The sequence below is a fragment of the Actinomadura sp. BRA 177 genome (assembly GCF_013372625.1).
Classification (GTDB): domain Bacteria; phylum Actinomycetota; class Actinomycetes; order Streptosporangiales; family Streptosporangiaceae; genus Spirillospora.
The window spans coordinates 1-12,470 of record NZ_JABXFD010000281.1; the positions used below are offsets into that span (position 1 = coordinate 1).

The 12,470-nt window shown below is 70.2% G+C and carries 13 protein-coding genes and 1 pseudogene; 12 read left to right on the forward strand and 2 right to left on the reverse strand.

The genetic code is table 11. The annotated features are described in order from the left end of the window. Positions 1-381 precede the first annotated feature (381 nt). The 4 genes and pseudogenes from HUX53_RS12400 (at position 382) to HUX53_RS12415 (ending at position 3,149) form a co-directional block, all read left to right on the forward strand. A complete protein-coding gene (locus HUX53_RS12400; protein ID WP_176403322.1) occupies positions 382-753 on the forward strand; it encodes an NADH-quinone oxidoreductase subunit A in 372 nt (123 codons plus the stop codon). Between the two features lie 80 nt (positions 754-833). Continuing rightward, a pseudogene (locus HUX53_RS43020) lies at positions 834-1,295 on the forward strand (NADH-quinone oxidoreductase subunit B); the annotation flags it as partial. Positions 1,296-1,651: 356 nt separating this feature from the next. Next, positions 1,652-2,203, forward strand: a complete 552-nt coding sequence (locus tag HUX53_RS12410; protein ID WP_176403324.1) for an NADH-quinone oxidoreductase subunit C — start codon at positions 1,652-1,654, stop codon at positions 2,201-2,203. Beyond that, complete coding sequence (locus HUX53_RS12415) at positions 2,196-3,149, forward strand: complex I subunit 1 family protein (protein ID WP_176403325.1); 954 nt, start codon at positions 2,196-2,198, stop codon at positions 3,147-3,149. The genes HUX53_RS12410 and HUX53_RS12415 overlap by 8 nt, the downstream gene beginning before the upstream one ends. 3 nt (positions 3,150-3,152) lie before the next feature. Here the strand turns inward: HUX53_RS12415 and HUX53_RS12420 are convergent, their stop codons facing one another. After that, positions 3,153-3,872, reverse strand: a complete 720-nt coding sequence (locus HUX53_RS12420; RefSeq protein ID WP_176403326.1) for a helix-hairpin-helix domain-containing protein — start codon at positions 3,870-3,872, stop codon at positions 3,153-3,155. Between the two features lie 222 nt (positions 3,873-4,094). On the opposite strand from HUX53_RS12420, the gene HUX53_RS12425 reads away from it, so the two are divergent. From HUX53_RS12425 to htpX, 7 genes are all read left to right on the forward strand, one after another. Next, positions 4,095-4,634 carry an NADH-quinone oxidoreductase subunit I gene (locus tag HUX53_RS12425; protein WP_176403327.1) on the forward strand — a complete coding sequence of 180 codons (540 nt, stop codon included), beginning with the start codon at positions 4,095-4,097 and terminating at the stop codon, positions 4,632-4,634. After that, the gene (locus HUX53_RS12430) at positions 4,631-5,149 is read left to right on the forward strand and encodes an NADH-quinone oxidoreductase subunit J (protein ID WP_176403328.1); all 519 of its coding nucleotides are present in this window, start codon (positions 4,631-4,633) and stop codon (positions 5,147-5,149) included. The genes HUX53_RS12425 and HUX53_RS12430 overlap by 4 nt, the downstream gene beginning before the upstream one ends. Then, positions 5,149-5,514 carry an NADH-quinone oxidoreductase subunit NuoK gene (gene nuoK, locus HUX53_RS12435; protein ID WP_176403329.1) on the forward strand — a complete coding sequence of 122 codons (366 nt, stop codon included), beginning with the start codon at positions 5,149-5,151 and terminating at the stop codon, positions 5,512-5,514. Before HUX53_RS12430 ends, nuoK begins: the two co-directional genes overlap by 1 nt. Then, entirely contained in the window at positions 5,511-7,508 is a 1,998-nt protein-coding gene (locus HUX53_RS12440; RefSeq protein ID WP_176403330.1) for an NADH-quinone oxidoreductase subunit L, read from the forward strand. The genes nuoK and HUX53_RS12440 overlap by 4 nt, the downstream gene beginning before the upstream one ends. A 5-nt stretch (positions 7,509-7,513) precedes the next feature. Then, positions 7,514-9,007 (forward strand): NADH-quinone oxidoreductase subunit M, encoded by a 1,494-nt coding sequence (locus HUX53_RS12445; RefSeq protein WP_309237187.1) that lies wholly within the window; start codon positions 7,514-7,516, stop codon positions 9,005-9,007. After that, the gene (locus HUX53_RS12450) at positions 9,007-10,470 is read left to right on the forward strand and encodes an NADH-quinone oxidoreductase subunit N (RefSeq protein WP_176403331.1); all 1,464 of its coding nucleotides are present in this window, start codon (positions 9,007-9,009) and stop codon (positions 10,468-10,470) included. The genes HUX53_RS12445 and HUX53_RS12450 overlap by 1 nt, the downstream gene beginning before the upstream one ends. 65 nt (positions 10,471-10,535) lie before the next feature. Continuing rightward, positions 10,536-11,390, forward strand: coding sequence for a zinc metalloprotease HtpX (htpX, locus tag HUX53_RS12455; protein ID WP_176403332.1), 855 nt, complete (start codon positions 10,536-10,538; stop codon positions 11,388-11,390). Here htpX and map read toward each other — a convergent pair. After that, a complete protein-coding gene (map, locus tag HUX53_RS12460) occupies positions 11,387-12,157 on the reverse strand; it encodes a type I methionyl aminopeptidase (RefSeq protein ID WP_309237185.1) in 771 nt (256 codons plus the stop codon). The genes htpX and map overlap by 4 nt on opposite strands. Between map and HUX53_RS12465 the strand changes: the two genes are divergently transcribed. Next, positions 12,142-12,417 carry a helix-turn-helix domain-containing protein gene (locus HUX53_RS12465; RefSeq protein WP_176403333.1) on the forward strand — a complete coding sequence of 92 codons (276 nt, stop codon included), beginning with the start codon at positions 12,142-12,144 and terminating at the stop codon, positions 12,415-12,417. The two genes, map and HUX53_RS12465, sit on opposite strands and share 16 nt — an antisense overlap. The last annotated feature ends 53 nt before the right edge of the window (positions 12,418-12,470 follow it).

The following is a 12,470-nucleotide window of genomic DNA, read 5'->3' on the forward strand; positions in this document are numbered from 1 at the left end:
TGTCTTTTGTATACGTCCTGTGTTTTTCTCAAGCCTAAGACGGCATATGAGGTAGGGGGTCGTCTCGTGAGGCAGGAGATGGTTATAAGAGACAGGGACGGGACCGGCTGAGTACCCCCGCGCCTCCCCCGGTCCCTGGCTGGGAATCCCCGGCCGGCGGCGGAGGCGGCCAGGAGGCGCCGCCCGGGGATTCCCAGCCAGGGCCCGGGGGAGGCGGGGGGTTACTCATCCGGTCACGTCCTTCCAGGTCAACCTGACCCAATGCAAACCTAGTGTGCAGCAAAACCATGACATTGTGATCCTCCGGGGTGGAGGTACAAGGTCACACTCCCCTGACCCTGCGCCGGGGATACTGGATGAGACGCACGCGAGGAGGACCTGGTGCATAACTATTTCGACACGTATGTCGTTGTGCTGGTCCTGCTCCTCGTGGGCGCGGGGATCGTCGGCGGGGCGCTCGCCGCGAACCGGATGCTGCGTCCGGAGCGTCCCACGGCGGAGAAACTGACCACGTACGAGTGCGGCGTCGACCCCGTGGGCGAGGGCTGGGCCCACTCCTACGTGCGCTACTACGTCTTCGCCTACCTGTACGTGGTGTTCGCCGTGGACGCGGTGTTCCTGTTCCCCTGGGCGACGATCTTCTCCGCGCCGGGCTACGGGGCGACGACGCTCGGCGAGATGTTCGTCTTCCTCGCGTTCCTCGCGACCGGGCTGGTGTACGCCGGGAAGAAGGGCGTCCTCTCCTGGGTGTGAGCCCCGGTGCGCGGTGACAGGCGCGCTGTAACAATGGCGCTGTGGGCACCATCGATCTACCGCCGCCGAGCGTCGGACCGCTGTCGCGGCTCGCGCCCAAGCCGATCAAGTTCGTGCTCAACTGGGGCCGCCGCTACTCGTTGTGGGTCTTCAACTTCGGCCTGGCCTGCTGCGCCATCGAGTTCATCGCGACGTCGATGAGCCGGCACGACTTCATCCGGCTCGGCGTCATCCCGTTCGCGCCCGGCCCCCGGCAGGCCGACCTGATGGTCGTGTCCGGCACCGTCAGCGACAAGATGGCGCCCGCCGTGCGGCGCCTGTACGAGCAGATGCCCGAGCCGAAGTACGTCATCTCGTTCGGCGCCTGCTCCAACTGCGGCGGACCGTACTGGGACTCCTACTGCGTCACCAAGGGCGTCGACCAGATCATCCCGGTGGACGTCTACGTGCCCGGCTGCCCGCCCCGTCCCGAGGCGCTGCTGCACGGGATCGTCCACCTGCAGGAGAAGATCGCGGCGGAGTCGCTCGGCGACCGGTACACCGGCGGCGACCCGCTCAGCCCGCCGCCCGCGCCGCGCCCGCTGTCGGCGACGGTGCTGCGCCGCCCGCTCCAGCTGCCCCCGCCCCCGCCGGACGAGGAGGAGACGTTCGAGCACTGGGACGTCATGGGCGAGGAGGCCCGCCGGGAGAGCGGCGGCGCCGAGGACGAGACGAAGCCCGTCCCGCACCTCGGCGACGATCCAGCCGAGCCCGACGATGAGACGCGTCCGGTGCAGGCGATGCCGGACGACGAGGTGACCCGTCCCGTCCGGCCGGTCGAGAACGATCCGTCGATCATCCCCGGGCTCGCCGACGACGACCACGACGACGACCACGACGACCGGATCGGACGCGACCGGTGAGCACGGAACTCGCGGACGCCTGGACGGCCCGGTTCGGCGACGAGGTCAGCACCGAGGAGACGACCGGCGGCCTCGCCGGCGGGGTCCCGCACGAGCACTGGGTGGACGCGCTGACCTTCGCGCGCGACGACCTGGCCTGCGGCTTCTTCGACTGGCTGACCGGCGTGGACGAGCTGGAGGACGGTTTCGCCGTCGTCGTCCACGTGTACTCGCTGGAGCGCCGCCACCATCTGCTGGTCCGGACGCGCGTCCCGAAGCGGGCCCCAGTCCTGGCGACTGCGACGGGCGTCTACCGGGGCGCCGCGTGGCACGAGCGCGAGACGGCGGAGATGTTCGGGATCCTGTTCGAGGGCCACCCGAACCTCGTCCCGCTGCTGCTCCCGGACGGTTTCGAGGGCCATCCGCTGCGCAAGGACTTCATCCTCGCCGCCCGCGTCGCCAAGCCATGGCCGGGCGCCAAAGAACCGGGCGAATCAGGCCACGGCGCCCCAAGCCGCCGCCGAGTCCGTCCGCCCGGCGTCCCGGAGGACTGGGGGCCCAATGCTTGAGGTCGTCGTCAAGCTGGCCTTGGTCGTGGCGGCGTTCGCGTTGCTGCCGCTGCTGGTGGGGCAGGCCGAGCACAAGGTGATGGCGCACATGCAGGGCCGCCTCGGCCCGATGTACGCGGGCGGTTTCCACGGCTGGGCGCAGCTCGTCGCCGACGGGGTGAAGTTCGCGCAGAAGGAGGACGTGGTCCCGCGCGACGCCGACCGGTGGGTGTTCAAGCTGGCGCCGGGCGTGGCGCTCGTCCCGTACCTGCTGGTCCTGCTGGTGATCCCGGTCGGTCCCGGCGGGCAGGTCGCGCTCGACCTCGGGCCGGGCGTCTTCTTCGCGCTCGCCGTCATGGGCGTCGGCGTGATCGGCGCGATCATGGCGGGCTGGGCGTCGGCGAACAAGTACTCGCTGCTCGGCGGGATGCGGGTCGCCGCGCAGCTGATGTCGTACGAGCTGCCGATGGTGTTCGCGGCGTCGTCGGTGGCGATGGCCGCGGGCACGCTGTCGCTGACGGGCATCGTGGACGAGTGGCGCTGGTGGTGGCTGCCGTGGCAGGCCGTCGGCGCCGTGGTGTTCTTCGTCGCGGGCCTCGCCGAGCTGCGCCGCCCCCCGTTCGACATGCCGGTCGCCGACTCGGAGATCATCTTCGGCCCGTACACCGAGTACGGCGGGCTGCGGTTCGCGCTGTTCCTGCTCGCCGAGTACGCCGGGATCGTGGTGCTGTGCGCGCTGACGACCGTCCTGTTCCTCGGCGGCTGGAAGGGCCCGTTCCTGAACACCGAGCTGGGCTGGCTCTGGACGCTCATCAAGATCGGCGTGCTGGCGTTCTGCGTCATCTGGCTGCGGGTCAGCTACCCGCGCATGCGCGAGGACCAGCTGCAGAAGCTCGCCTGGGCGTGGCTCGTCCCGCTGTCGCTCGCCCAGCTCGCGCTGACGGGCGTCCTCAGTGTCGCGCTCTGAGCGTCACCTCAGGAAGATCGTGAAGTCGGCCATCAGCGGCAGGACGTCGGCCGGGATGTCGGCGTCCACGGCCATCTCCTCGGCGGACACGAACCCGCCCGTCTCCGCGCGGCGGCGCAGTACCCGGTCGGCCAGCTCCGGCGTCATGCCGGGCAGCGCCTCGATGATCTCGCGCGGCGCGTGGTTGACGTCCACGAGGCCGCCGTCGTCGTAGGTGCGGGGCGCGTCGGGACGGCCGATCCGCAGCTCGCGGGCCAGCGCCGGGTCCTCGGCGGCGAGCGCGCGGGCCTGGTCGCGCAGCGTCCGGCGGTACCTGGCGTACTCGACGGCGCGCTCGTTCTGCCGGTTGCGGGGCGTCTCGCGGGGGAAGACGGACGCCCGGACGGCGAACGCGTGCCCGGTGCCGGCCAGCCACAGCAGGATCGCCACGAACGATCCGAGGATGGTGAGGAACGGGTTCCCGGACTGCATCAGCGTCAGGACGGCGGCCGTCCCGACCCCGTACCCGGCGGCGGTGGCGCCGAGCCCCCATGATCCGCGCCGGATGGCCGCGTAGAGGAACGAGAACGGCGTCCCGTAGCCGAGTGTGATGAACGGCACGAAAGCCCACAGGACGCCGCTGGTGGTGTCCGGGGACGGCACCGGGACGTGCGGTGGCGGCGGAGGCGTGGGCGGACCCGGGTAGGGCGCGCGCCATGCGGCCGATCCGTAGGGCCGCGGCACGCCTCCCGGACGCCGGTTCGGCTGCGTGTGACCGAGGTTCGGGTGGCCCGGGAAGGGGTCGGCCCGGCGGCCGTGCTCGGGATCGTGAGGGCGGTCTGCGTGATGACTCACATACTCCCCCTGCCCGCGAGCACGCCACATACCACACGGCCTACTCCAGGTAGGACGAACGCCGGGCCCATCACGTTCCCCCCGCGCCCATCGTGCGCAATCATTGGGCGCGTGGGACGGCTACCAGGAGGCGGGCTGGCCAAGGGGCTGGCGGTCACGTTGCGGACGATGACGCGGCGGTCCATAACGCGTCAATACCCGGAAGTGCAACCTGACCTGCCGCCGCGCAGCAGGGGCGTCATCGCCCTGTTCGAGGAGAACTGCACCGTCTGCATGCTGTGCGCCCGAGAATGCCCCGACTGGTGCATCTACATCGACTCCCACAAGGAGACCCTCCCGGCCGAGGGCGGCGGACGTCCCCGGACCCGCAACGTCCTCGACCGGTTCGCGATCGACTTCGCGCTGTGCATGTACTGCGGGATCTGCATCGAGGTGTGCCCGTTCGACGCGCTGTTCTGGTCGCCGGAGTTCGAGTACGCCGAGTACGACATCGCGGAGCTGACGCACGAGAAGGAGCGGCTGCGCGAATGGATGTGGACCGTCCCGCCGCCGCAGGCCCACGACCCGGCGGCGGAACCGCCGAAGGAGATCGCCGCGGCGGAGAAGGCGGCCGCGCGCGCCGCGCGCCGGTCTTCCGGGTCGGCCGGATGAGCGGCCAGGAGATCGTGTTCACGCTGCTCGGCGTGGTCGCGGTCGGCTCGGCGATCCTGGTTGTGACGACGCGGCAGCTCGTCCACGCGGCGCTCTGGCTGGTCGTGTCGTTCGGCGCGCTGGCGGGCGGCTACCTGGTACTGACGGCGGAGTTCGTCGCCTGGGTGCAGGTGCTGATCTACGTCGGCGCGATCATCGTGCTGCTGCTGTTCGGGATCATGCTGACGCGGGCGCCGATCGGGGAGTCCACCGATCTCGACTCCGGCAACCGGTGGGCCGCGCTGGCGGTCGCCGTCGGCACGGCCGCCGTCCTGGTCACCGTGATGGTCATGGGCTTCCGGGACGAGCGGATGCCGCTGCACGCCGGCGGCGGGTCGGCCGAGGAGCTGGGCGCCGCCGTGTTCCGGACGTGGGTGCTCCCGTTCGAGGTGCTGTCGGTGCTGCTGCTGGCGTCGCTGGTCGGCGCCATCGTCCTGTCGCGCTCCGACATCGGGCCAGGGGAGGAGGACGGCTGATGCATCTCGCGTACCCGACGGTCGTCGCCGCGCTGCTGTTCTCCGTCGGCGTGTACGGAGTGCTGGCGCGCCGCAACGCGATCCTCGTCCTGATGTCGGTCGAGCTGATGCTGAACGCGGTCAACCTGAACCTCGTCACGTTCGACGTCTGGTACCAGGACAAACTGCACGGCGGCCAAGTCCTGACGCTGTTCACCATCGTGATCGCGGCGGCGGAGATAGGGCTCGGGCTGGCGATCGTCCTGCTGGTGTTCCGGAACCGGAAGATGATCGACGTCGACAAGCTGCGGACGCTGGCGGAGGACGGCGATACCCGGCCGACGGCCGAGCCCGAACCGGAGCCCGAGGCGGTCGACGCGCAATGATCTGGCTCGCCTCGCTGGTGGCCCTGCTGCCGTTCCTCGCCGCGTTCGCCGGGATGCTCTTCGGGCCGTCCTTGACGAGGGTTCTGCGCGGTGTGCCGGGCGGCGGCCCCGGGGCTCTCGCGTGCGTGCCGGTCGGGATCTCGGCGGTGCTGGCAGCGATCGTCGCGTTCGTCGTGTGGCGCGACCCGGGCGCGCGGACGGGCACGCTCACGCTGGTCGACACGGGGTCGGTGCCGATCCGCGTCGGGCTGCAGGTGGACGGCCTGTCCGCCGTGGTCGCGCTCATGGTCTGCTGCGTCGCCCTCGCCGTCCAGGTGTACTCGGTCGCCTACATGCGCGGCGACCGGCGGTACTCGTCCTACGCGGCGTTCATCTCGCTGTTCACGTCCGCGATGCTGCTGGTCGTCTACGCGGGCGACCTCCTGTTGCTGTACGTGGGCTGGGAGGTCATGGGCATCTGCTCGTACTTCCTGATCGGGCACCACTGGGAGGAGCGGGCGAACTCGCGGGCGGCGGTCAAGGCGTTCCTCGTCACGCGGCTCGGCGACGTGGGATTCCTGATCGGCGTGATCGTGCTCGGCGTCGGCGCCGGGACGTTCCAGATCTCCGAGATCGTCGCGCGGGCCGGGGACCTGCCCGGCACGACGGTCACCGCGGCGGCGCTGCTGCTGCTCGCCGGCGTCGCGGGCAAGAGCGCGCAGTTCCCGCTGCACACCTGGCTGCCGGACGCGATGGCGGGCCCCACGCCGATCAGCGCGCTGATCCACGCGGCGACGATGGTCGCGGCCGGCGTCTACGTCATCGCGCGGTTGTACGGGGTGTTCGTCCTGACGCCGGGCGCCCGCACCGTGCTGGCCCTCATCGCGGTGATCTCCATGGTCGGCGCGGCGTGCGCGGCCCTCGCCCAGGACGACCTGAAACGTGTCCTGGCGTACTCGACGATCAGCCAGCTCGCCGTGATGGCCGCTGGTCTCGCGGTCGGCGCGAAGTCCGCGGCGGTCTTCCACCTGCTGACGCACGGCGCGTTCAAGGCGCTGCTGTTCCTCGCCGCCGGATGCGTCATCGTGGCCGCCGGGTCGAACATGCTCCGTGCGTACGGCGGGTTGCGGCGCGGCATGCCGATCACGTTCTGGTCGATGACGGTCGGTCTGGCCGCGCTCGCGGGCGTCCCGCCGTTCAGCGGCTGGTTCAGCAAGGACTCCATCATCGAGGCCGCCCAGCATTCCGCTTTGGACGGCGGCGTCTTCTCGTCGGAGGCGTCCGCAGGGACGCGCTGGGCCGTCTACACGCCGCTCACTGACGCTTCGGGGCCGCCCAAGTGCCCCGATTCCTCGATGGTCTGCGATGGCCTGGTGTCGAGGATGAACGTGCACACGTTGGTGGCCGACCAAGTGACTCTGCCGGGCGCGGCCGCGTGGTTGGTGTATCTGGGGTTGCTGGTCACTGTCACGCTGACGGCGGCCTACGCGATGCGCACATGGCTGATGACGTTCTTCGGTGAGCAGCGCGGTTCCTACGAGGTGCGCGATCCGTCGCGTTTCATGTCGTGGACGGTCGCGGCGTTGGCCGTCCCTGCCGCGATCCTCGGATTCTTCGGGCTGGGTTCTTCTGAACTGCGTCCCCACCTGGGCGCGTCCTTGCTCAGCGTCCTGCTGGTGGCTCTTGGGGCTGGGACTGCCTTCCTGGTGTGGAACCGTGACCCGGCACTGGATCCTGCGCGCGCGCTTGGCCCGGCCCGTCCCGCCTTTGCACAAGGCTTCTTCGTGGACGAGCTGTACGCGATCGCCATCGTCCGGCCGCTCAAGGCATTGGCGCGTTACGTCGTCACCTTCGACAGGACGGGCGTGGACGCCGCCGTCATCGGCACCGGACGAGGTGCACGGCGCCTCGCGGAGTGGTTCCGCGTCCCGCAGAACGGCAACCCGCAGACCTACCTCACCGGCCTGCTCGCCGGCGTCGTCGTCATCGTGGCCGGGGTGGTGATCCTCCTTTGATCTTCGTGCTGATGATGGCGATCCCGCTCTTCGGGGCGCTGGCACTGCTCGTCCCGGCGAACCGGTTCCTGCGCACCGACTTCGCCGTCCGCGCGTTCGGCACCGGCGTGTCCGCCGCGACGCTGCTGGTCGCGATCTCCGCCCTCACCGCGTTCGACTTCGGCGCCACGTCCCGCATGCAACTGGAGATCGACCGGCCGTGGGCGTCCGCGATCGGCCTGCGCTTCCACCTCGGCGTGGACGGGATCTCGCTGCCGCTCGTCCTCCTCACCGCGCTGCTGACGTTCCTGTGCTTCCTCTACACGCTGCGGCACCCGCCGGCGGGCGGCCGGATCCGGCTGCTGACCGCGCTCCTGCTCGTCCTGGAGATCGGGATGCTCGGCACGTTCGTCGCCCTCGACCTCGTGCTGTTCTTCGTGTTCTTCGAGACCGTCCTGGTCCCGATGTACGTGGTGATCATGCTGTGGGGCGGGACGGGACGCCGCGCCGCCGCTTACAAGTTCATCCTCTACACCCTGCTCGGCTCCGGCCTGCTCCTAGCCGGCATGCTGCTGGTCGGCGCGACGTCGGGCACGCTCGACATGACGGCGCTCGCCGAACGGCACGGTTCCGGGCTGACGCGCGGCATCCAGATCACGGCGTTCGCGCTGATGGGGCTAGGTTTCGCGGTCAAGGCGCCGATGTGGCCGCTGCACACCTGGCTGCCGGACGCCCACACCGAGGCGCCGACCGTCGGCTCCGTGCTCCTCGCCGGGGTGCTGCTGAAAATGGGCACATATGGCCTGGTTCGCGTCGCGCTGCCGCTCGCCCCGTCCGGCGCCGCCTTCTGGGCGCCCTGGCTGGGCCTCCTGGCCGTCATAGGGATCATCTACGGCGCGCTGGCCTGTCTGGCCCAGCGCGACCTGAAACGGATGATCGCCTACTCGTCCGTCGGCCACATGGGCTTCGTCCTGCTGGGCATCGCGACCCTCACCCCCGTCGGGATCAACGCCGCGCTGTTCGGCAACATCGCGCACGGCCTGATCACCGGCCTCCTGTTCTTCCTCGCCGGCTCGGTCAAGGAACGCTGGGCGACCACCGACATGGCCGCGATCGGCGGCGGCATGCTCGGCACGTCCCCCCGGCTGGCCTCGATCCTGACGTTCGCGTCCGTCGCCTCCCTCGGGCTGCCGGGGTTGGCCGGGTTCTGGGGCGAGGTGCTGGCGCTGATCGGCGCATACCGCCCGCACGCCGACCTGCCCCGCGAGACGTTCGTGACGTTCATGGCCGTCGCCGCGCTAGGCGCCGTCCTCACCGCCGCCTACTTCCTGCGGATGCTCGCCAAGCTGACCCACGGGCCTGTTGGTGGCGCGGCCCGGGGCCCGGTCGCCGCCGTATCGGTGCAGGAGTACGCGGCCTGGGTGCCGCTGATCGCACTCACCCTCCTCGTCGGCCTGTGGCCGAAGACTTTGCTGGACGTGACCACCGGGCCGGTCCGCGCGCTGTTCGGAGGCGGCTGATGATCCAGGGCATCGACTACGCGGCCATCGCGCCGCCACTGATCCTCGCCATCTCCGCGATCGCCCTCCTGCTCGCCGACGCGTTCGACGTGCCCCGCCGCGTCCTGTCCCTGCTGTCTTCGGGGGCGCTGCTCGCGGCGCTGATCGCCGTGATCGTCTTGGCCCCCGGCGACCGCCGAGCCACGTTCTGCCTCCCGGACGGCCTGCGCGCCGGCGGCCCGCGCTCGTGCTCCTACGTGGCGGACGACTTCACACTGCTGTTCCAGGGCATCATCCTCGGCGCCGCCGTGATCGTCGTCCTGCTGTCCCTACGCGAGATCACCGACTCGAAGATGCCGGTGGGGGAGTACCACTTCCTCCTGCTAGCCGCCGTAATCGGCGCTTTGGCTCTAGTGGCGGCTCGCGACCTGATCCTCCTAGTGGTCGCGCTGGAGACCCTCTCTCTGCCGATCTTCGCGCTCGCCGCCCTACGCCGCTACGACGGGACGGCGTCCGAGGCGGCGCTGAAACTGTTCCTCGTCTCCGTCGTCTCCACCGCGATCATGCTGTTCGGAATCAGCCTCGTGTACGGCGCGACCGGCGCCATGCACCTGGACCGGATAGCGCCGGCCCTGGCTCAGTTGGACGCCGACCTGGACCCGATCGCCTCCGTCGGCTCAGTCCTCGTCCTCGCCGGTTTCGCGTTCAAGGTCGCCGCCGTCCCGTTCCACTTCTGGGCACCGGACGTCTACCAGGGCTCCCCACTACCAGTCGCCGCATTCCTGTCCGTCGTGTCGAAGGCCGCCGGATTCGCGGGCCTGGCGATCGTCCTAGCCCTGGGCCTACCGGCCTACGGACACGTGTGGGGGCCGGTCATCGCCGTCCTGGCCGCACTCACGATGACCTTGGGCAACCTCCTCGCCCTCCGCCAGCGGACGGCGATCCGACTGCTCGCCTGGTCGTCCGTAGCCCAATCCGGCTACATGCTCGCACCCCTGGCCGTCGGCTCTCAGCGCCTCCCCGAGGCCGTAGCCGCCACCACCGCCTACGTAGCCCTCTACGCCGTCATGAACCTAGGCGCGTTCGCAGTCGTCATCGGCTACCACCGCCGCCGCACACTCGACGACTACCGCGGCCTGGCCCGCCACGCACCAGCGACCGCCACCGCCCTCGCCTTCTTCCTGATCTGCCTCGCCGGCCTGCCACCCGGAGTCATGGGCCTGTTCGCCAAGGTCGTCGTCTTCCGCGCCACCGTCGCGGGCGGCGTCACCTGGCTGGCCGTAGTGATGGCGATCAACACAGTCATCGGCCTGTACTACTACCTGGCCTGGGCGGTACGCCTGTTCACACCATCGGCCGAGGACGAGGCCCACGCCGCTCCCGGCCTCGCCGCCCGTGCCGCGATCGCTGCCACCGCCGCCGGTGCGATCGTCCTGTCCATCGCGCCCCAGATCGTCCTGCAGACGGTGTCGCAGGCCACCTGACCGGGAACGTTCACCCAGGTCAAACCGTTGATGTTCATGCCGGAGTCGACGGGGAGGCAACGGAAGTGCAGAGTAACGGCGTCAAGACGGCAGCACTGATCGCCGCGCTGTCCGCCCTGATGCTCGTCGCCGGATGGGCGTTCGGCGGCACGGCCGGACTGACGATCGCGCTGGTCATCGCCCTCGGCACCAACGGCATCGCCTACTTCTTCAGCGACCGGATCGCCCTGCGCTCCATGCGCGCCCACCCGGTAGGCGAGGTCGAGGCCCCCACGCTCTACCGGCTCGTCCGGGAACTCTCGACCTCAGCCCGCCAGCCGATGCCGCGCCTCTACATCTCCGAGACCCGCCAGCCCAACGCGTTCGCCACCGGCCGAAACCCGCGCAACGCCGCCGTCTGCTGCACCCGCGGCATCCTGCACATGCTGGACGAGCGGGAACTACGCGCCGTCCTCGGCCACGAACTCTCCCACGTCTACAACCGCGACATCCTGATCTCCTCCGTGGCAGCCGCGATCGCCACGGTCATCACATACCTCTCCCACCTAGCGATCTTCCTCCCTCTGGGCCGCTCCGAAGACGACGAAGGCCCCGGCATCCTCGGCGCCCTCCTCATGCTCGTCCTAGGCCCGGTAGCCGCAGCCGTCGTCCAAATGGCGATCTCCCGCACCCGCGAATACTCCGCCGACGCCGCAGGCGCCCGCCTAACCGGCGACCCCCTCGCCCTGGCCTCCGCCCTCCGCAAAATCGACGCCGGCACCCGCGCGATGCCCCTACCCCAGGACCCCGAACTAGCGACCACCAGCTCCCTAATGATCGCGAACCCCTTCTCAGGCGCCGGCATAGGCAAGCTCTTCTCCACCCACCCCCCGACCGCCGACCGCATAGCCCGCCTAGAACGCATGGCCGGCCGCCGCTAGAGCGCCGTCAGAACCACCGGCCCATCGCCCGTGATCGCGATGCTGTGCTCGAAATGCGCGGCCCGGCTCCCGTCCCTCGTCGCGACAGAGCACCCATCGTCCAAGGTCACGGTCGCATCGCGCCCGCTCTCGGTCACGAGCGGCTCGATCGCGATGGTCAGCCCCTCCCGGAGCCGCATCCCGCGCCCTCTCCGCCCCGTATTCGGCACCGGCGGGTCTTCATGCATCTCCGTCCCGATGCCATGCCCGCCGGACCCGTCCGCGATCCCGTAACCGGCGTTCCTGGCGGTCTCCTCCACGGCGGACGAGACGTCCCCCAACCGGTTCCCCGGCACGGCCTGGGCGATGGCCCGCTCAAGCGCGACCCGCGTCGTCTCGACGAGCCTCGCCCCAGCCTCATCTCCACCCCCGACCATGAACGACACGGCCGCGCCCCCGCAGTACCCACCGAGCCGCGCCCCGCAGTCAACGGTCACGAGATCGCCGTCCTCAAGAACCCGCCCGTCCGGGATCCCATGCACCACGACCTCATTGATCGAAACACACACGTTCGCCGGATAAGGCCAGGGCGCCCAACCGGCTTGTAGTGCAAAAACGGCTCCTCCTTGAGCACCCGAGCAGCCACCGCGTCCAACTCCCTGAGGGACACCCCAGGCTCGGCCGTCTTGCTGACATCGCGCAGGATCCGGGCGACGACCCGCCCCGCGTCCCGCATGCGCTCCCACTCCCGTGGGCTCCGGTAGGTCACCACATGGTGCGCACCCCACTGACCGACGAGCAGCGCGACCGAGGCAGGGCCCTGGGCCAGATCCTCCGCGCCGCCCGAGGCTCCCGCCCGGCCGCCGCCGTCGCCCACGAGGCCGGCATCTCCCTCGACACCCTCCGCAAGATCGAACGCGGCGCCATAGCCGTACCGGCGTTCTTCACGGTCGCATCCCTGGCCCGCGTCCTGGACCTGGACCTCACGACCCTCGCCGCAAACTTGTCCGAATTCGACCGAACCACCCCGGACGCGGCCGCGTCATAGAACACGAGAGCACGCCGGCCCCTTCTGCGGGGGATGGGGCCGGCGCGCTCTCA

Excerpts from the sequence above, each read along its gene's own strand:
- HUX53_RS12415 (WP_176403325.1), top strand. The coding sequence starts at position 2,196 with ATGCTTGAGGTCGTCGTCAAGCTGGCCTTGGTCGTGGCGGCGTTCGCG.
- HUX53_RS12450 (WP_176403331.1), top strand. The coding sequence starts at position 9,007 with ATGATCCAGGGCATCGACTACGCGGCCATCGCGCCGCCACTGATCCTC.
- HUX53_RS12430 (WP_176403328.1), top strand. The coding sequence starts at position 4,631 with ATGAGCGGCCAGGAGATCGTGTTCACGCTGCTCGGCGTGGTCGCGGTC.
- HUX53_RS12440 (WP_176403330.1), top strand. The coding sequence starts at position 5,511 with ATGATCTGGCTCGCCTCGCTGGTGGCCCTGCTGCCGTTCCTCGCCGCG.
- HUX53_RS12465 (WP_176403333.1), top strand. The coding sequence starts at position 12,142 with ATGGTGCGCACCCCACTGACCGACGAGCAGCGCGACCGAGGCAGGGCC.
- nuoK (WP_176403329.1), top strand. The coding sequence starts at position 5,149 with ATGCATCTCGCGTACCCGACGGTCGTCGCCGCGCTGCTGTTCTCCGTC.